The 18216-nt window shown below is 69.9% G+C and carries 19 protein-coding genes; 6 read left to right on the forward strand and 13 right to left on the reverse strand.

Annotated elements, in window-relative coordinates:
- On the forward strand, positions 1-905 hold a 905-nt coding region (locus OU415_RS35085; RefSeq protein WP_270953914.1), incomplete at its 5' end, for an MFS transporter.
- Here OU415_RS35085 and OU415_RS35090 read toward each other — a convergent pair.
- A complete protein-coding gene (locus tag OU415_RS35090; RefSeq protein WP_270953915.1) occupies positions 902-1177 on the reverse strand; it encodes a helix-turn-helix domain-containing protein in 276 nt (91 codons plus the stop codon). The two genes, OU415_RS35085 and OU415_RS35090, sit on opposite strands and share 4 nt — an antisense overlap.
- A 56-nt stretch (positions 1178-1233) precedes the next feature.
- On the opposite strand from OU415_RS35090, the gene map reads away from it, so the two are divergent.
- Positions 1234-2001, forward strand: a complete 768-nt coding sequence (gene map, locus OU415_RS35095; RefSeq protein WP_270953916.1) for a type I methionyl aminopeptidase — start codon at positions 1234-1236, stop codon at positions 1999-2001.
- Positions 2002-2176: 175 nt separating this feature from the next.
- Complete coding sequence (locus OU415_RS35100) at positions 2177-3349, forward strand: macrolide family glycosyltransferase (protein ID WP_270953917.1); 1173 nt, start codon at positions 2177-2179, stop codon at positions 3347-3349.
- A 302-nt stretch (positions 3350-3651) separates the two neighbouring features.
- Here the strand turns inward: OU415_RS35100 and OU415_RS35105 are convergent, their stop codons facing one another.
- Genes OU415_RS35105 through OU415_RS35115 form a run of 3 tightly spaced genes read right to left on the reverse strand, consistent with a single transcriptional unit; the run spans position 3652 to position 6921 of the window.
- Positions 3652-4572, reverse strand: a complete 921-nt coding sequence (locus OU415_RS35105) for a fumarylacetoacetate hydrolase family protein (RefSeq protein ID WP_270953918.1) — start codon at positions 4570-4572, stop codon at positions 3652-3654.
- A complete protein-coding gene (locus OU415_RS35110; protein ID WP_270953919.1) occupies positions 4569-5351 on the reverse strand; it encodes a cyclase family protein in 783 nt (260 codons plus the stop codon). Before OU415_RS35110 ends, OU415_RS35105 begins: the two co-directional genes overlap by 4 nt.
- Positions 5352-5409: 58 nt before the next feature.
- A complete protein-coding gene (locus OU415_RS35115; protein WP_270953920.1) occupies positions 5410-6921 on the reverse strand; it encodes a CocE/NonD family hydrolase in 1512 nt (503 codons plus the stop codon).
- A gap of 220 nt (positions 6922-7141) precedes the next feature.
- On the opposite strand from OU415_RS35115, the gene OU415_RS35120 reads away from it, so the two are divergent.
- The gene (locus tag OU415_RS35120; protein ID WP_270953921.1) at positions 7142-7705 is read left to right on the forward strand and encodes a TetR/AcrR family transcriptional regulator; all 564 of its coding nucleotides are present in this window, start codon (positions 7142-7144) and stop codon (positions 7703-7705) included.
- A gap of 154 nt (positions 7706-7859) precedes the next feature.
- Here the strand turns inward: OU415_RS35120 and OU415_RS35125 are convergent, their stop codons facing one another.
- The 6 genes from OU415_RS35125 to OU415_RS35150 form a co-directional block, all read right to left on the reverse strand.
- On the reverse strand, positions 7860-8543 hold the full coding sequence (locus tag OU415_RS35125) for a shikimate kinase (protein WP_270953923.1): 684 nt from the start codon (positions 8541-8543) through the stop codon (positions 7860-7862).
- Between the two features lie 112 nt (positions 8544-8655).
- A complete protein-coding gene (locus OU415_RS35130; protein WP_270953924.1) occupies positions 8656-10725 on the reverse strand; it encodes a M28 family peptidase in 2070 nt (689 codons plus the stop codon).
- Positions 10726-10988: 263 nt separating this feature from the next.
- Positions 10989-11564 (reverse strand): 1,2-dihydroxy-3-keto-5-methylthiopentene dioxygenase, encoded by a 576-nt coding sequence (locus OU415_RS35135; RefSeq protein ID WP_270953926.1) that lies wholly within the window; start codon positions 11562-11564, stop codon positions 10989-10991.
- On the reverse strand, positions 11561-12187 hold the full coding sequence (gene mtnB, locus OU415_RS35140; RefSeq protein ID WP_270953927.1) for a methylthioribulose 1-phosphate dehydratase: 627 nt from the start codon (positions 12185-12187) through the stop codon (positions 11561-11563). Before mtnB ends, OU415_RS35135 begins: the two co-directional genes overlap by 4 nt.
- Complete coding sequence (gene mtnC / locus OU415_RS35145) at positions 12184-12903, reverse strand: acireductone synthase (protein WP_270953928.1); 720 nt, start codon at positions 12901-12903, stop codon at positions 12184-12186. The genes mtnB and mtnC overlap by 4 nt, the downstream gene beginning before the upstream one ends.
- A complete protein-coding gene (locus tag OU415_RS35150; RefSeq protein WP_270953929.1) occupies positions 12900-13928 on the reverse strand; it encodes a s-methyl-5-thioribose-1-phosphate isomerase in 1029 nt (342 codons plus the stop codon). The genes mtnC and OU415_RS35150 overlap by 4 nt, the downstream gene beginning before the upstream one ends.
- A 215-nt stretch (positions 13929-14143) precedes the next feature.
- On the opposite strand from OU415_RS35150, the gene OU415_RS35155 reads away from it, so the two are divergent.
- Together OU415_RS35155 and OU415_RS35160 are read left to right on the forward strand one after the other, a co-directional pair.
- Positions 14144-14950, forward strand: a complete 807-nt coding sequence (locus OU415_RS35155) for an ABC transporter ATP-binding protein (RefSeq protein ID WP_270953930.1) — start codon at positions 14144-14146, stop codon at positions 14948-14950.
- A gap of 63 nt (positions 14951-15013) precedes the next feature.
- On the forward strand, positions 15014-15562 hold the full coding sequence (locus tag OU415_RS35160) for a GNAT family N-acetyltransferase (RefSeq protein WP_270953932.1): 549 nt from the start codon (positions 15014-15016) through the stop codon (positions 15560-15562).
- Positions 15563-15694: 132 nt separating this feature from the next.
- On the opposite strand, the gene OU415_RS35165 is transcribed toward OU415_RS35160, so the two are convergent.
- From OU415_RS35165 to OU415_RS35175, 3 genes are all read right to left on the reverse strand, one after another.
- Positions 15695-16708 (reverse strand): MerR family transcriptional regulator, encoded by a 1014-nt coding sequence (locus OU415_RS35165; protein WP_270953933.1) that lies wholly within the window; start codon positions 16706-16708, stop codon positions 15695-15697.
- A gap of 4 nt (positions 16709-16712) precedes the next feature.
- Positions 16713-17390, reverse strand: a complete 678-nt coding sequence (locus OU415_RS35170; protein ID WP_270953937.1) for a HEAT repeat domain-containing protein — start codon at positions 17388-17390, stop codon at positions 16713-16715.
- A gap of 165 nt (positions 17391-17555) precedes the next feature.
- A complete protein-coding gene (locus tag OU415_RS35175) occupies positions 17556-18020 on the reverse strand; it encodes an HIT family protein (RefSeq protein ID WP_270953935.1) in 465 nt (154 codons plus the stop codon).
- Positions 18021-18216 lie beyond the last annotated feature (196 nt).

Consider the following 18216-nt stretch of genomic DNA (forward strand, 5'->3'; position numbering starts at 1 on the left):
CAGCGACGCTGCTCATCGGCTTAGGCGCCGCCGGACTGTTCGCGGTCGTCGTCCAGACGACGGTCGCCTACACCGCGGCGTTGTCCACCCCCGACGAACGCGGCCGCAACCTCGGCGCCGTGACCTCCGGTGTCGTCCTCGGCATCCTCGGCGGACGCATCGCCGCCGGCGCCCTGGCCACCGCCTGGGGCTGGCGCGGCACCTACCTCGCCCTGGCCGCGCTCCTGGTGGCCCTGGCCTGCCTCGCCCTGGCCACGCTGCCACCCGACCCGCGCACCAGCCACGCCACCTACCGGCAGGTGCTGACCTCGCTGACCGCACTGTTCACCGAGCCGCTGGTCCTCTCGCGCGGGCTGATCGCGTTCTTCCTGTTCGCCTCGTTCGGCACGCTGTGGAGCGGCCTGGCACTGCCGCTCGCAGCCGCACCGTGGCACTTGAGCCCGGCGCAGATCGGCCTGTTCGGCATCGCCGGGCTCGCCGGTGCGCTCGGCGCCGCCCGCGCCGGACGCTGGGCCGATTCCGGGCGCGCCAGCGCCGTCACCGGGGCAGCGCTGGCACTCCTGGCCGCCTCCTGGCCGGCCATCGGGCAAGCACCGCGGTCGCTGTGGCCGGTGGTGATCGGCGTGATCGTCCTCGACTTCGCCGTGCAAGCCGTGCACGTGAGCAACCAGCACCTGCTCACCACGACCCACCCGCACCGCACCAGCAGCGTCGTCGGCGGCTACATGATCTTCTACTCGCTGGGCTCCGCCCTCGGCGCCGCGACCACGACCACCGTGTTCGCCACCGCCGGATGGACCGGCTCCAGCGTCCTCGGCGCGGTCTTCGCCGGCTGCGCCCTCCTCGTCTGGGCGGCAAGCCGCCGCACGGCGAACACCGCCGAACAGCCCCAGCCCATCGGCTAAGCGGGAATGCGCTGCTCAGGTGGGCGCTGCTCGGCCAAGATCGTGCGGCGCAGCTCGTCGAGGGACACACCCACCGCATCGGCCACCGCCGCGACGGTGAAGAACGCCGGGGTCGGGATCCGCCCCTTCTCGATCTTGCGCAACGTCTCGGTGGAAATACCGGCCGCCGCGGCGATCTCGACCATGCTGCGCTCGCCGCGCGCGTCCCGGAGGGCCTGGCCCAGCAGCTCGCCCCGGCGCAGCTCGTGCTCGGTGAGCGGTTCACGCACCATGACCGTGATACTAATATCGGTATAATCATTGGGCCAGTGCTGGCGGAGGAGCACGCGTGATCGAGCTCAAGAGCACCACCGAGATCGACGCCCTGCGCGAAGCCGGCCGCATCACCGCCCGCACCCTGCACGCCGTGCGCGCCCACGCCCGGCCCGGCACCCCGCTGCGCGAACTCGACGAGCTCGCCCGCACCACCATCACCGACGCCGGAGCCCAGCCGGTCTTCGACGGCTACCACCCGCGCTGGGCACCGAACCCGTTCCCCGCCGCGATCAGCACCTCGGTCAACGACGCCCTCGTCGGCGGCATCCCCGACCGCACCCGCCTGACCGACGGCGACCTGATCAGCATCGGCTGCGCGGTCCGCCTGCACGGGTGGGTCGGCGACGCCGCCACCACCTTCCCCGTCGGCACCGCCACCCCCGCCGACGCCGACCTGGTGGCCACCGCCGAACGAGCCCTGGCCGAAGGTATCGCCGCGGCCCGGCCCGGCGCCCGCACCGGCGACATCGCCCGCGCCATCGGCGTGCTCGCCCGCAGCGCCGGCTACGGCATCCCCACCCACCTCACCGGCCACGGCGTCGGCCGCGCCATGCGCGAAGCACCACCGGTGCCCAACGACGGCCACCCCGGCACAGGCGCACCGCTGCGCCCAGGGCTGGTGCTGTCGATCGAACCGATGCTGCTGGCCGGGGGAGCCGACAGCACCAGCACCGACGACGACGGCTGGACCACGCGCACCACCGACGGCAGCCGCGCCGCCCACGTCGGGCACACCATCGCCATCACCACCCGCGGCCCGGTGATCCTCACCGCGCCATGACCGCCCGCCAACACCAGACCGTCCATTGCCAGGACGACCCCTATTCCGGTCAACCCCCTGAAAGCTGAATTCCCCGCCGCCCGTCGATGATCAATCCCACATGCGATGGCGGCCGCGCATCCGGATACTGTGAATTACCGATCACGCCATCGCGGAATTGCGCACCCGAGGAATCATGAAAAAACATTTCGCCTTCGTCAGCATCCCAGCCTCCGGGCACATCAACCCCACCCTGCCGCTGGTGGCCGAACTGCTGCGCCGCGGCCACCGGGTCAGCTACGCCGTGGGCCGCGAGATGGCCCAGACCGTGGCCGAAACCGGAGCTGAACTGGTCGAACTCCCCACCGAACTCCCCAAGGCCGGGCGCGAGGCGCTGAGCGCAGCGCGCATGAAGTTGATGCTGGACTTCTTCTGCGACGACCTGCGCACCAGCTACCCGCTGCTGCGCGAGCACTTCCGCCAGGACCCGCCCGACGCCATCTGCGTCGACGCCATGACCCCGCACGGACGCATGCTCGCCGAAGAACTCGACATTCCCGCGATCGTGCTCATGCCCAGTTTCGCCTCGAATGAGAAATTCTCGCTGCGCGACGCCGTCCCGGCCGGCCAACCGCAATTCCCCACCGAGATGTTCGCCGAGATGCACAGCCGATTCCAGCAGATCGGTGACGAACTCGGCGTGCGGCCGATGATGCCGTTCCAGCCCCAGCCCGGCGAACTCAACCTGGTGTTCCTGCCCCGCCAGTTCCAGCTGGCCGCCGACACCTTCGACGAGCGCTTCCACTTCCTCGGCCCCCTGCTCGGCGAACGCGACCAGCAGCCCTGGCAGCCCCGCGACCCGCACGCCCCGCTGCTCTACATCGCCCTGGGCACCGCCTTCAACGACCGCCCCGACTTCTACCGGATGTGCCTGCAGGCCTTCGCCGACAGCCCCTGGCAGGTCGCGATGTCCACCGGCCACAACGTCGAGCAGACCGAACTCGGCGCCATCCCCGGCAACTTCGAGGTGCGCGCGAGCTTCCCGCAACCCGCGGTGCTGCGACACGCCAACGCATTCATCTCCCACACCGGCATGAACTCCACCATGGAATCCCTGCACGCCGCAGTGCCGCTGGTGGCCGTCCCGCAGATGCCCGAACAAGCCGTCAACGCCACCCGCGTGCAGGAACTCGGCCTCGGCCGCCACCTGGACCCGGCCACCGCCACCGCCGACCAACTGCGCGCCACCGTCGACGAGGTCGCCAACAGCACCGACATCCGCGCCAACCTCACCCGCATGCGCGACATCGTGCGCTCCTGCGGCGGTGCAGTCGCCGGAGCCGACGCCCTCGAAAACCACCTGAGCTGACACGCTGGTGGGTGCCGCCCAACCCGGGGCCCCGTAGTAACCGGGAAAAATCGAGCGAATATGGCTGGGTAGGCTCCTGACCAGGGGATCTTTGAGGTCTGGCAGGAGGTTGCCGGTGGTTGCTCCGGCGCCGGAGCGGGCGCAGACCAGGAACGCGATGGCGTAAGCGTCGGAACAGCTCGGCCGTAGGCGGCGACCCGGTCGCCGCCTACGGCCGAGCTGTTCCAGGTGCTTCGCGGCGCGGCTCACCGCGTCGTCGAGTTCGCGATACGTGGATCGACGGTCATGGCGGGGCCTCTCCTTCAGCGTGAGCGGCGAGCAGAGGGAACGTCGTGCAGGGGCGGGCCGGCGATCACGGTGTTGTGGATGGTGCCGATCCCTTGCACGGTCATGCGGACCGTGTCGCCGATGCGCAGTGGCGGTGGTTGCCGGTCGCCGCGCCATCCCCACAGTTCAGCGAGGCAGCCACCGCCGCACGTGCCGGAGCCGAGCACGTCACCGGGCCGGACCCAGGTGCCGCGGCTGGCGTAGGCGATCAGCTCGGCGAAACTCCAGGCCATGTTCGCCAGGGTGTCGCCGCCGATGCGGGTGTCGTTGACGAAGACCTCCATGGCGAGGTCGTACCGGCCGCCGCTCTCGTAGCCGGCCAGCTCGTCCGGGGTGACCAGCACGGGGCCGAGAGTGGTGGCGGTGTCCTTGCCCTTGGCCGGGCCGAGGCCGACGCGCATCTCCCGGCTCTGCAGGTCGCGGGCCGACCAGTCGTTGAGGATGGTGAACCCGGCGATGTGGTCGGCGGCTTCGGCCACGGACAGGTTGAAGCCCGCGGTGCCGATCACGACCGCGACTTCGAGTTCGAAGTCCAGCACTTCGCACCCGGGCGGCATCGGGACCGGTGCGCCGGAGCCGATCGCCGCGTGCGGGTTGGTGAAGTAGAAGGCGGGTGCTTCGTACCAGGCGTCCGGGACCTCGCCGTTCCCGGTGATCGCGCGGAGCGAGCCGGCTGTGTGCTGTTCGAAGGTGATGAAGTCGCGGATGCTGGCGATCGGCGCCGGGACGGCGATCGACGCGGTCTCGTCCCACGGCAACCGCCGGCCGGCCGCCGCCGGATTCCTGGTCGTGAGCACCTCGAAGACGTCGGCGGTGTCGTCGAGCAGATCGATGCGGTCACCGTCGACGACGCCGAAGCGCCGCACACCGTCGACGAGCAGGGAACCGATTCTCATGCAGCGTCCTCGTCGAAGATCGCCACCGCGCGGGTCCATCCTGCGGAAGCTCGATGGATCTTGACCGGGAAGCAGGCGACCTGGAATCCGGTGGCGGGGAGGTTCTCCAGGTTGTGCAGCTTCTCGATGTGGCAGTAGCCGATCTCGCGGCCGGCTCGGTGGCCCTCCCAGATGATGGAGGCGTCGCGGTCTCGGGCGTAGCGTTCGGCGGTGAACCGGAACGGGGCGTCCCAGCTCCAGGCGTCGGTACCGGTCACCCGCACCCCTTGTTCGAGCAGGTGCAGAGTGGCGGCGCGGCCGACTCCGCAGCCGGAGCTGACGTAGTCGTCCTGGCCGTAGCGGGTGCCGGCGCGGGTGTTGACCAGCACGATGTCGAGCGGGCGCAGCTGGTGGCCGATCCGGTCGAGCTCGGTGTCGATGTCGGCGGGGGTGACGACGTGGCCGTCGGGGAGGTGGCGGAAGTCCAGCTTGACCCCGGGCTGGAAGCACCAGTGCAGGGGGACCTCGTCGATCGTGATGGCCCGGTGTCCTCCGTCCATGGTGGACGCGTAGTGGTAGGGGGCGTCGAGGTGGGTTCCGGTGTGGGTGGTGGCCTCGATCCGCTCGATCGCCCAGCCCTCGCCGTCGGGCAGGTCCTCGGCCGTCGCGCCCGGGAAGAAGCGGAGCATGTCCGGGACCGACTGCTGGTGGTCGAGGTAGGTGATCGAGGGCCTGTGGCCGGGTGGATCGGAGGCGATCCCGCCCTGTAGCGGGACCGAGATGTCTACGAGTTGTCGCATGGGCGACTCCTTCCGGGCTCCCGGGCGGGCCAGCGCGGGTTTGCGTCGGTGCGCATCTTCATCGCGGGATGACGGGGACGAGCAGGTGGGAGGCGTGGTCACCGCCGAGGTGGATGGTGGCGGTGGTCGCCGGGCGGCGGAGATCGGGGTGGTCGTGGGTCATGAAGCCGAGGTCGCTGTCCCCGGTGACCAATTCGAGGCGCAGCCGCTCGCCCGGGGCGAGGGTGATGCTGGTGGGCCAGATCTCGACCTCGAGCAGGGTCGGCTCGCCGTGCACGAGGGGGATCTCGCGGGTGTGGGTGTGCCACGGCCGGTGCGGCAGGGACCGTTCGGGGTCGGTCTCGCGGTGTGAAGCCCTGAGCCAGCCCATCGTCATCGGAACCGGGTCGCCCTGGGGGCCGACACCCGGGATCGGCTCGCCGTCGGCGCCGATGTGCTGCACCCGCGCGAAGACGTCGAGGTCGTCCTGCTCGGCGCTGAGCCACAGGCGCAGCGCCACCGGACCGGTCAGCTCGAGCGGCTCGGACACCGGCGCGGTCTCGAAGCTGGCGGGGTAGGCCACCGTCGCGGCGTCTGCGGGCGGCTCCCAGTCGAGAACGCCGTCGCCGAGGTGGAGCTCGCGCCACTGCGTCTGCGGAAGCGGGAAGTCCGTGGCGTCGCGCCAGTCGACCTCGCGGCCGCGCCGGATCGCCAGTCGCACCGGGGCCACGCCGTCCATGCGGTCGGGCTGGTCCTTGAGGAAGCGGTCGAGGAAGCGCAGCTGCAGATCCAGCGCCCACTCGGCGTAGTAGGGATCGATGTGGGTGCCGGTGTGCACCACGAGCCACTTGTCCCGCGACGCCGCGCGGGCCCAGCCTTCGATGTTGCCGCGCAGGTGCACGTGCAGAGCGCCCCAGTTGCCGGCAGAGAGCACCGGCACCGTGACGCGGTCGAGATCGACGATGCGCGCGTGGTGGTAGTCGTCGAGCACGGGACGCTGCGGGAGCACCTCGCGCCAGTCGTCGCCGTCACTGCCGTTGCGCTGGGGAGTGATCTGGCGGTTCCACCAGAACTCGACGAACCCGTGGGCGTACAGGCCGCCCTGGTAGATGAAGTCGCGGTAGAAGTCGTTCGCGCCTTCCCAGGCCACGATCGCGGCGAGGTGCGGTGGCTGAAGCTCCGCCACCCGCCAGCCCATGATCGCAAGCCAGGAGATGCCGCTGGAGGCCACCTTGCCGTTGGACCACGGCTGTTCGGCCGCCCATTCGACGACGTCGTAGAAGTCCTCGGAATCACCTGGGCCCATCAGGTCCATCCGGCCGGGTGACTTGCCGGTGCCCCGGGTGTCGGCGCGCAGTACCGCGTAGCCGCGGGCCGTCCACCACTCGGGGTCCGGGGTTTCCCAGACCATGTGCTCGTTCTGCGGCACGAGCTCGTAGAGCGGGTAGCGGTCCGGCCAGTGCACGTCCTTGCCGTACGGGCTGATCGACGCCAACACGGGAAAGGCGCCGTCGTCGTCGGGCAGGAACACGTCAGCCAGGATCGGCGAGCCGGTGCGGGTGGGGACCTCGATGTCCCGTTCGATGCGCATCTCAGTACTCCTGTCGGTGGGCAGGCGGGCCGGGTTCGGGGCCGCCGCGCCGGCGACCACGTCGTCCGTGTCGCGGGCATCCGACGCCACCGTTAACGCCAGTCCACTTGCGTCAGGAGTATGTCCACTCGACCGCGCTAAAGCAAGAGGACTTGTATTAGGATCGGGTCCTGTGAGTGATGTTGACGTCCGGCGACGGCCTGGTGGACGGTCGGCGCGCGTGCGCGCTGCTGTCATCGAGGCCACCAACCAGCTCCTGCAGGACCAAGGCCTGACGGGTCTGACGGTGTCCGAGGTAGCCCGGCGCGCGCAGGTGAACGAGACGTCGATCTACCGACGGTGGGGCACCCGCGAGAACCTCATCATCGACGCCCTGCTCGCCGACGCGGCCGAACAGCTCCCGGTGCCCGACAGCGGGACTCTTCGGGGCGATCTGATCGCTTACTCAACCGCGCTCGCGAGATACTTGACCTCGCCCGCCGGCAACGCTCTCGACCGAGCGCTGGCCTCGGCCGGCGACGACCCGGCCACCCAGCGACTGCGCGACCAGTACTGGGACGCCCGCTACGCCCAATCCGGCCAGATCGCCACGCGGGCGATCGAACGCGGAGAGCTACCCGACACCACCGACCCCCGCTTCGTGCTCGAGATGCTCGTCGCGCCACTGCACTTCAGGATCGTGCTCACCCGCGAGCCGCTCGAACCGGACATGCCCGCCCGCATCGTCGACGCCCTCCTCCACGGGCTCGTCACGGCCGTCGACCCTCGCAACCGCGACGGCTGAACAACGCACCGGCACCCGCCCGACGGCCACCGCAACGAGAAGCCTGTAAGGCTGGCTAGCGAAGCCGCTGGGCAAGCCATATCCGCCCGTATTTCCCCGAGTACTACGGGGACCCCAACCCGGCGGCACCCACCCGCGCCGACACCGCCCCGGATCAGAGCCCGAACGATCGAGCCACTCGCCGGACCAGGTCGTCCTCGCTCATCGTGGTGTCGACCTCGACGGCGGACAGCTGCAAAGCCCCCGTTTGCGCGCGGAGGCGGTCGGTGAACATGCGATCGCGCTCGAGCAGGTTGCGCAAGGCCCGCTCCGGATCACTGGTCTTGCCGGCGATGGCCCACGTCGAACCCCGGCTGTCGATCGCTGCCCGGCGGAACTCGGGCGTCGGGAGCAGCCAGATCGCGCGGTCGGGCCGGGCCAGGAGGGGCTCGACGAGGTGCGGCAGCAGCCGGAAGCCCTCGACGATCACACCCTCCTCTCCCGGCAGGCCCAGGAGATCGTCGACGATCAGGCCGAAACCCTCGCCCCGAAACCAGTGGAACGTCTCCAGCATCGCCTCCGGAGACCGGTTCAACCACCGCTGGTCCATGTCCATGGCCTGGAACTCGCCGAGGAACGGGCAGTCCTCAGCAGCGGACCGGCGGGCGTGATCCGACATCACCTCATCGGTGTCGTAGACGCGCAGGCCGTGCCCAGCCGCGATGCGACGAGCGATGGTCGACTTGCCCGCGCCGGTGCCGCCACCGATCCAGTAGACGTGCCGCAACCGCTCCCGCAGCGCTGCGATGTCGGCAGCCGGTCCGCGCAGTCCCGGTGGCATCCGGGACGGATCGTTCACAGCGGCTCCTCAACAAGTGCGTCGGATGACTACTGCGCTGATCACCGAGGTGCTGGCCTCGCGGAACGCGTCTGCCCACCTCCCCGGGCGGGAGGCGGGCAGACCGAATGCGTCACTCCACAGCGTTCCGGGCCGCATCAGCGGCCTCGCGCAGCGAATCGACGAGCAGGTCCCGGTACTTCCCGGCCGTCGCGGCATCCCCGGCAGCGATCGCGTCATCGATCGCCGACAGCGGCTGCACCGCATAACCGGTGTACAGGCCCGGCGCGTAGATCATGTGCTTGAACCAGTCACGACCGGGCAGACCCTCCTGCCGGGTCAACGCGCGTTCCTGGGCGATCAGCGCCTCGTTGATCGCCTCGGCACGATCACCGGTGGCGCTGCGGGCGTGGCCCTCCAACTGCTTGGCCGCCGCTTTCCACTCCTGAGCCGCGGCATAGGCGGGGGAGAGGTCCACGACCTGCCGGCCGGCCTGCTTGCCGTCCAGATCCCGCAGATGCCCGTCGACCGCGGTCGCGTAATCCGAGTAGACCATCGGCGCGACGGCCGAACCGGCCATGCGCAACGCGAAAGTGCCCGCGTACGCGGCGGACACCTCGTGGTACCGGTAACCCGGATCGAGGAATTCGCGCATCATGTGCAGATCGTCGTAGGCGCTGTGGTACTCGCCGCTCGGCGTCGACGTGCCGAAATCGGCTGAGGCGATGCCGAGGTGGTCCAGGAACGCCGTGTAGTCCGACCCGCTGCCCAACCGCTCCGGCACCGGGTTCTGCTGACCCGACGCCTGCTGCCAGTTCCGGTACAGCGTGCCGTGCTCGGGATCGCTGACGTCCTTGGCGATGTCGGTCAGCACCCCGTCGAGCGCCGGAACCGAGCTGGCGGAGAAGTTCCGGCCACCGCCCGCACCGTCCATGTTCAGGTACACCACGGCGTTGTCCAGCAGGTCGGCGCGGTGCTGCTCGACCCACTCGGTCGAACCGAGCAGACCGTACTCCTCACCGTCCCAACCGGCCAGCACGATGGTGCGATCCGGCTGCCAACCGCGCTTCTGCATCTCCGACATCGCGCGAGCGGCTTCCATCACGGTGGTCCACCCGGCCACGTCGTCCTTGGTGCCGTAGGTCCACGAGTCGAAGTGCGCGCCGAGCACGACCTTCTGCTCCGGGTGCTTGGCGCCGGGGATCTCCACGATCACGTCGTTGACCGGGGCCTGCCCGTAGTCGATGTCCAGGTCGAGGTTGACCTCGGTCGGCCCCGGGCCCACCCGGTACTGCATGTCCAGGCCGCCCTGCCACTCCTCCGGCGCCACCGGGCCCTGCAAAGCGGCCAGCAGGTGCTGGGCCTGGCCGTAGGAGATCGGCGTGGTCGGCACCGTCGTCATGTTCTCCGCTTCGGAGGGATCCAGGCGCTGGGCGTCCGGTGTGGACGGTTCACCGGGCGTGAGCGGATCGCCCGGGTACTGGAAGATGTACTGCACGCTGCCGCGCTGGATCCCGTCGGCGTTGCGCCACGGACCGTCGGGGTAGACCGGGCCCTTGGTGAACCCGTCGTCGGCCGGATCGGAGTAGATGATCACGCCTGCGGCGCCGTGCTCTTCGGCCACCTTCGACTTCACGCCGCGGAAGCTCTGGCCGTACCTGACCAGCACGATCTTGCCGCGCACGTCCACGCCCATCTCCGCGAGCTTCGCGTAGTCGCCGGGCAGGCCGTAGTTGGCGTAGACGACGTCGGAGGTGACATCGCCGGGCGGCGAGTAGGCGTTGTAGCCGACCACGACGTCGTCGAAGTTCTCCTGCCAGGGGAAAGGCGGTTCCTTGACCTCCAGTTCCCGCCGCTCGGGACCGGTCATGGTCACCGAGATGTTCTTCGGGCTCGAGGAGTAGACGTCGTAGCTCTCCATCCTCGGCTTCAAGCCCCACTCGGTGAGCTTGTCCATCGAGTACTGCGCGCGGCGCGCGGAGCCGGGAGTGCCGACCATGCCCGGATAGGTCGACATCTCCTCGCTCAGCTTCGCCGCGCTGTCGGCGCTGACCTCCTGCTGCAACGCACGCTCCCACAGCCGCAGGTCGTCCGGTGGTGCGGCGGACGACGTCTGCGCGGTGAACCCGGCGACGAGCACGGCGGCCAGAGCCGCCGAACCGAGCATCCACGTGCGGCGTCGGAGCGGTGTGTGCTGGGACATCCGTCCTCCTGATGCCGTGGCATACAGTTAGCAAGACGAAAAGTACAAAGGCGAACGACACCGCACAACGCCCACCACCCGTTTGCCACCAGCAGCGCGAATGCCCCGCAACGGCAGGAAAAGCCCCCTCGGCACGGCAGCCGCGAGCTACTGCACGGGAAGCGAGATCCTCGACGACCGCGGGATGCTGACCGGACCGGGCTACTTGAACAGCAACGAGCGCCGGGCGCGGCGAACAACCGCACCCGGCGCTCGGGACCGACTCAGCGGGAGGCCATCAGCTCGTCGAACGACGGGAAGCGCTCGGCGGTGTCGGTGTCGCAGAAATCGCCCACCCAGCCGTCCTCGTCGTGGAAGAACCGGATCGCCACGAAGTCCGGGCGGGTGCCCATGTCGAACCAGTGCGTGGTGTTGGCCGGCACGCTCAGCAGATCCCCCGCCTCGCACAGCACCCCGTACACCTCGTCCTGCAGGTGCAGGTAGAACACCCCCGCACCGCGGGCGAAGAACCGGTCCTCGTCGTCGTCGTGGGTGTGCTCGGACAGGAACTTCTCCCGCGCCGCCTTGGCCTGCTCGGCCCACTGCGGGTCCTCATCGCGCGGCGCCATCACCGCCGCGTCGACCTTGATGTAGCCCTCGGCGTCGATGACCCGGTCGACCTCCGCGCGGTAGGCCTCCAGCACCTGCTCCGACGTGGCATCGGCGGGCAGCTCCTTGAGGTCCCAGCGCTCGAAGCGCACCCCGAAGGGCTTGAGGGCAGCCGCGATCTCACCCGGGTCCTCGGTGCGCACCCGCACCGAGCCCGGATCGGTGTCGGGCCACACGGTCAGCAACGTCATGCCACAACCTCCTGGAATCCGTTCGCGGCCAAGGTGAACTGGAACAACCAGTCCAAGCATTCCGTGCGGTGCCGGGCCTGCACCAGGTCCCGACCCCACACGTACAACCCGTGGCGAGCCACGACCACCGCCGGCGTGGCCGCGTCGAAACCCGCCTCGAAAGCATCGCCGAGCACCCGCATGTCCTGGCTGTTGGACACGACCGGCACCGTCATCACGTCGTCATCGCGACGCCCCAAGCCCTTGAGCATCTCCAGATCGCGCAGCACCACACCGTCCGGCCAGCGCTGCCCGGCCACCACCGCCGAGAGCATGTGCACGTGCACCACCGCACCCGCACCGGCCACCGCCGCGATCCGCGCGTGCAACCCGGCCTCGGCCGAGGGCCGCTGATCCGGATTGGGCTGGTCGGGCACCGCCGCACCCGCCTCGTCGACGACCACCACGTCCGAGGCGCGCAGCTCGCCCTTGTCCAGGCCGCTGGCGGTCACCGCCAACCGCAGCGGATCACGCCCCAACGTCACCGACAGGTTCCCCGACGTGCCGCGCATCCAGCCCAGACCCGCCATCCGCGCCGACTCCGCGGCCAACGCCGCCCCGGCCCGCTCCAACTCGCTGCTCATGCGACCACCTCAAGCTCGACCTCGTCGAACGACGACACCACCGGATGCGAACCGAAATCGGCGTCGGCGAAAGGCTCCCCGGCCCGCGCCAACCCCACCGCCTGCCACCCCGCCGCCGCAGCACCGTCCAGCTCGGCGGGCACATCGGAGAAGAACACGGTCTGCCCCGGCTGCGCACCCAACTGCCCGGCGATCGCCTCGTAGGAAGCCCGCTGCTTCTTCGGCCCGGCGTTGACCGTGTCGAAGTGCCCGGCGAACAGCTCCCGCAGATCCCCGGAGGTGGTGTGGGAGAACGACGCGACCTGCGCGGCCACCGACCCCGAGGAGAACACCGCCAACCGCGCACCACGCGACCGCCAGTCCCGCAGCGCCGGAACCACATCGGCGAAGTAGTCGGTGGTCAGCTCACCCCGGGCGTAGCCCTGCGACCAGATCAGCCCCTGCAACGTCTTCAACGGCGTGGCCTTGCGATCAGCATCCATCCACGAGTGCAGCACCGCCACCACCGCATCGGTGTCGGCATCGGCGCCCAACCCCGCCTCGGCCTTGACCTGCTCGACGGCCTCGACCACCACCGGATCGTCACCGTGCTCGCGGATCCACGACCCCAACCGCGGCCGCGCGTAGTCGTAGAGCACCACGTGCACCTGGCTGGTGGCCGTCAGCGTCCCCTCGATGTCCAGCACGACCCACCGGGCCGCGACCTGCACGCTCACTGCGCTCCCTCCCCGAAGTACTCCGAGAGCCGATCCGGCGCGAACGCCCCGCGATCGGTCACCACCGTGGTCACGAACCGCGGATCGGTGACGTCGAACGCCGGGTACAACCCGCGCACCAGCTCGGTGGCGCTGCGCCGCCCCAGCGTGTGCAGCACCTCATCACCATCGCGGTACTCGATCGGCACATCCGCCCCGGTCGCCGAACGCGGATCCGGCGCGTGGCACAACGCGTGGAACGGCACCCCGAAGGTGTGCGCGGCCACCGCGTGCTGCAACGTGCCCACCTTGTTGATCACGTGGCCGTCCATGGTGATCCGGTCGCTGGCGGTCACCAGCGCATCGATCTCCCCGGCGCGCATCAGCGACGCGGGCATCGCGTCGGTGACCAGCGTGGTGTCCACGCCCATCTCGGCCAGCGTGTGCGCGGTCAACCGCGCGCCCTGCAGGTACGGGCGGGTCTCGCTGCACACGAACGAAGGCTGCTTGTCCTGCTCCAGCAACGCCTCCACCAAACCCACCAGGTACAGATCACCCCAGCAGTGGGTCAGCACCCGGGCGCCCCGGGACAGCAGCTGCGCACCGGCGCGGCCCATCTCCCGGCTGCGACGCCGGTAGTCCTCATCGCCGGCCTGTGCGCCCTCCAGCGCCGCGGCAGCGACGTCGTCGCGCCCGGCCACCGCCGACATGACCCACTCGACCGCCTTGCGCGGCTGGTCGTTGGTCGGGCGCGTGGCGATCAGCCGATCACCGGCGACCTGCAACCGCTTGCGGGCGGTGTCGGGATCGTCCTCGGTGGTCTCGCGGGCGGCCAGCACCATGCCCCACAGCACCGCGAAGTAAGGGCCCGAGGACTGGGTCACCATTTCCTCGATCGCCACAGCGACCTCTTCGACGGTTCGGGCGTGCACCCAGCGGTGCTCGAACGGGAACACCCTGCGGTCCAGGATGTGCACCCCGTCCTCGGCCAGTCGCACGCTGTCGGCCAGCGTCGCCGAGCCGGGGTGCGCGGAAGGTGGCGGCATGAATTCCTCGATGAAAAAAAGTGCGGTTCTCTCCACCGCCACACTAGTCAGCCCCGTCCGCAACCGGGCAAACCAACCCACATCGCGGGAGCCACCAGCACGCGTTGTTAAGGTGCGAGCACCGCCCCCGATCCGGACGCGCTGCGCAGGCCCGGCGATCCCGCACCACGCCATCCGCGCGTCGCCCCCGCAGCGTTCGCACCGGAAGGCACCCCTTGATCGACTCCCGCCCCACCGGCACCGGCCCCGTCCTGCAGGTCGACGACGTCGACGTCGTCCGCGACGGCAACCACCTGCTGCGGTCGATCTCCCTGCAGGTCCACCGCGGCCAGCACTGGGCGCTGCTGGGCGCCAACGGTGCGGGCAAGACCACCCTGATCAACCTGCTCGGAGCGGTCAGCCACCCCACCCGCGGCAGCGTCGCGGTCCTCGGCCACCAGCTCGGCCGCGTCGACATGCGGCAACTGCGCTCCTACGTCGGCCACGTCAACCCCCGACACCCCCTGCACAGCCCGCTGCGGGTCCGTGAGGTCGTGCTCACCGGCGCCACCAACACCACCGAACTCGTGCCGCGCTGGGAACCGAGCCCGCAGCAGAGCGCCCAGGCCGACCGGCTGATCAGCATGCTCGGCATGGGCGAGAAGGCCACCGCCCGCTGGGACACCCTCTCGCAGGGGGAGCGCGGCCGGACCCTCATCGCCCGCGCCCTGATGCCCGTGCCCAGGTTGCTGCTGCTGGACGAACCGGCCACCGGACTCGACCTGGCCGCCCGCGAACAACTGCTGACCAGCCTCGACACCCTGCGCGCCGAACACCCGGAGCTGGCCACCGTGCTGGTGACCCACCACCTGGAAGAACTGCCGGCCAGCACCACCCACGCCATGCTGCTGCGCGACGGCCGCTGCCTGGCCGCCGGAGCGGTCGATGAGGTGATCACCACCGACCACATCACCAAGTGCTTCGACCACCCGGTGCGCATCACCCGCACCGACGGCCGCTGGCACGCCCGCGCGGACCGCTGACATGATCAGGCACGAGAACACCCTTCCAGCGACCCGCACAGCGTTCCCGCGTTGGAGGCAACCGTGGCCCTGGCACTGCCCGAACCCGGACTGACCGACGGCGTCATCACCATCCGCCACCTCGCCGACCGCGACGCGGAGGACTACGCCACCGGCACCACCGACGAGGCCGTGCGCCGCTTCGCGCACCTGCCCAGCCCGCGCTACACCCCGCAACTGGTGCGCGAGCAGATCAGCGGCGTCATCGCCGACGGCCTGCGCCGCGGGAACCTCGCCGTCCTGGCCATCGCCAACACGGCCGACGACCGCTTCCTCGGCTCGATCACCCTGTTCGACATCCAGCACGACAGCGCCGAAGTCGGCTTCTGGCTGGCCCCGCACGCCCGCGGCCTCGGCGCCACCCAACGCGCACTCGACCTCATCACCGCCTGGGCCCCGACCCACGGCATCGCCACGCTGCGCGCCCGCACCGAACAGGACAACACCGCCTCGCAACGCACCCTCGAACGCGCTGGCTTCCACCTCGTCGACGGCCCCACCGAGCACCTCGCTCCCAGCGGCGACACCATCACCGGCCTGACCTACGAACTGCCCACCCCACGCAGCCACTGACCGATCGCGGCGTTCGTTCCGCACGACGTGCACGAGCGAACTGTCTACGTCCCCTGCACTGGCAAGGGCTGCGGCGCCGCGTATCCGAACGCTCTGACCACATCGGACACTCCACCCGGGCAGATCTAACTTTCAGGGCTTGGACCGCTCGTCGAGCACACCCACCAGTGCCGAGGCGACGCGGGCCACCGCCCGATCGTCATCGTCGGACAGCTGCTGCAGGACGTCCTGCGCGAGAGCTGCCGGCATCTCGACGAGCGCCTGCGTCAGGCGAATCCGCACCGCGGAGTCCGCAGCGGGCGCGGCGAGCTCCTCGACCAGCGCACTCATGACCTGCTCCGCGCGTCCGGAGCCCAGTGCCAACGTTCCCAAGACCTCGGCCGCCTCGACGTCGTTGGCACCCTCGGCCACCATTGCGACGAGCGTCGGCACAGCTTCGATCCCGCCACGACTTCCCAAAGCCAGCGCAGCATGCCCGCGCACGGTCGCATCCGAGTCGTCGAGCGCGCCGGCGAGCACCGCGGTCTCCTCGCCACCGGACATCTCGGCCACCGCCACAACCGCGCGCCGCCGGATGTCGACGTCGTCCGAACGCAGCCCGGATGCCACACTCGCCAGACCGTCACCGCCCGCCCGCGCGAGAGCCCACCGCAAGGCCCCTGCAACGTTCGCATCGGCTTCGGCCAGCACCGCCGCCGCCAGCACCTCGGCGGGAACCGGCACCCCCTCGGCCGGGGCCAGGACGCTCTGCTGCCGGCTCGCGGCGCTGGCCGAGCTCAGCCCGCGCATCAGCTCGACGATGCGCAGAACACCCTGCCAGTCCGAAGGCGCGGAAGAATCGACCGCACGAAGGCGCTCGAGCAGCTCCCGCTCCCGCGCCAACCGGTCCTCGGCCCACCGGATGAGGTCGCCGACCAGCGCGGACGGCGTGAACGCCGGATCCTCCAGCGCACGCCCGATCTGCCGCAACGACAACCCCAGCGAGCGCAGGCTCTCCACGTGGAAGATCCGGTGAATGTCCTCATCGGAGTACTCGCGGTAACCACCCGTGGTGCGGCCCGTCGGCCGCACCAGCCCGAGGGACTCGTAGTGCCTGAGCATCCGGGTGCTCACCCCCGAACGCCGCGCCACTTCTCCGATCAGCACGGTGTCACCGGATCCCGTCCGGACCGAGCGCGACGATCCGCCTCGCCTCGTCGAGCACCGAGTTGAAACCCGCATCCGGGTCCCGCAGCAGCATCTCCGTGGCGCGGGCATGCGCAGCCACCACCGGGTCCTCGCTGGCCAGCCCCGGCTGCAGAGCCGGCTCCACCACGTCCTCGAGCGCGACGAGCGCCCGGCTGAGGCTGAGCTGCACGGTCCGGTCACCCCGACCGAGCTGGCCGACCAGTTCCTCCGCGAGCGCCTTGCGCTCCGCGTCGGGAACGAGGACGACAGCAGCACGCCACGCGCTCCGCGCGACCTCGTCGTCGGCATCGCGCAACAACGACCGGGTGATCGCCGGCCAGGTGCTCCCGTCAGCGATCTTCGACAGCGTGTGCAACGCCTGACTTCGCCCCTGAGCCCGCTCGGAACGAAGCTCCGCGAGAAGACCGGGCACCGTGACCTCCGACGGGAAGCGGGTCAACGCCCAGGTGAGCATGTCACGCACGAAGAAGTCCGGCTCAACCGCGCACCGCGCCACCAGCGTCGCGACCAGTCCGAGGTCGGGATGCGTGCCAGCCGCCAGAGCCGCCTTGAGCCGCACCGACGGGTCCGCGGCGCTCAACGACGCCTCCAGCGAGCGGGGGTCCTGAAAATCCCTGTGTGCCGAGTTGATGGGAACCACCTCCGCCACGCAGTCAAGACCTTGTCACCGTGTCAAGGTCAAGCACGCGCGCCGCCTGATCCCCGAACCTTCCAAGCGATCCTCAACACCGCCGAAACCGCACTCGCCAGCAGAAGACCAGCGGCACGAACTCGAGCATCCGGCCTGGTTTACCTCCGGGGACAGCTAGCTCACATTGAAATGGCGAGCGAGCAGCGCGGCGTAGTACCGACGCCGCTGCGGTGAAGCGAACTGCCGGCACGGTTCCGAGCCGTAGAGATCATCACCCGGATAGCGCGGGAAAACATGCACGTGGTGATGCCAAACGTCCTGATCACCGGCAGGTTCGTTGTGCTGCCGAGTGGACACTCCTGCGCAGCCATAAGCCGTCTTCAGCGCGATCGCGATTTCCCGGACCACGTCGTGCACGGCATGCCCGTACTCGTGCGGAAGGTCGTAGAGGTTCTCGTGGTGGGCGTTGGGGACCACCAGCACGTGACCGAGGTTATGCGGCCACCACCGGGGTGAGATCAGCGCGGTGGCCAACTCGGTGCGCAGCACGATGTCGCGCTGGCTGTTGATCTCCGTTTCGCCGCTGGCCAGCAGAACGCAGAAAGGGCAGGTGTATCCGGGCGGTTCGTGGTTGTGCATGGGCGACCACTCCTCGAAAGGGCAGCCACGCGAATCAGCGTCTGCCAGGCGGCACGCTCCGCCTCCGACCACGCGCGCTGGCCCGTGCCACGAAGTTGGTGATGCCCAGCCCGAAGCCCGGCAGTTCGTCCTGCTCGTGCGGCTCCAGCAGCCGCGGGGTGAACCCGGAGTCGTGCAGCACCGGCCAGAACCGGTT

This window comes from Saccharopolyspora oryzae, assembly GCF_027853915.1.
In the GTDB taxonomy this organism is placed as follows: Bacteria; Actinomycetota; Actinomycetes; order Mycobacteriales; family Pseudonocardiaceae; genus Saccharopolyspora; species Saccharopolyspora oryzae.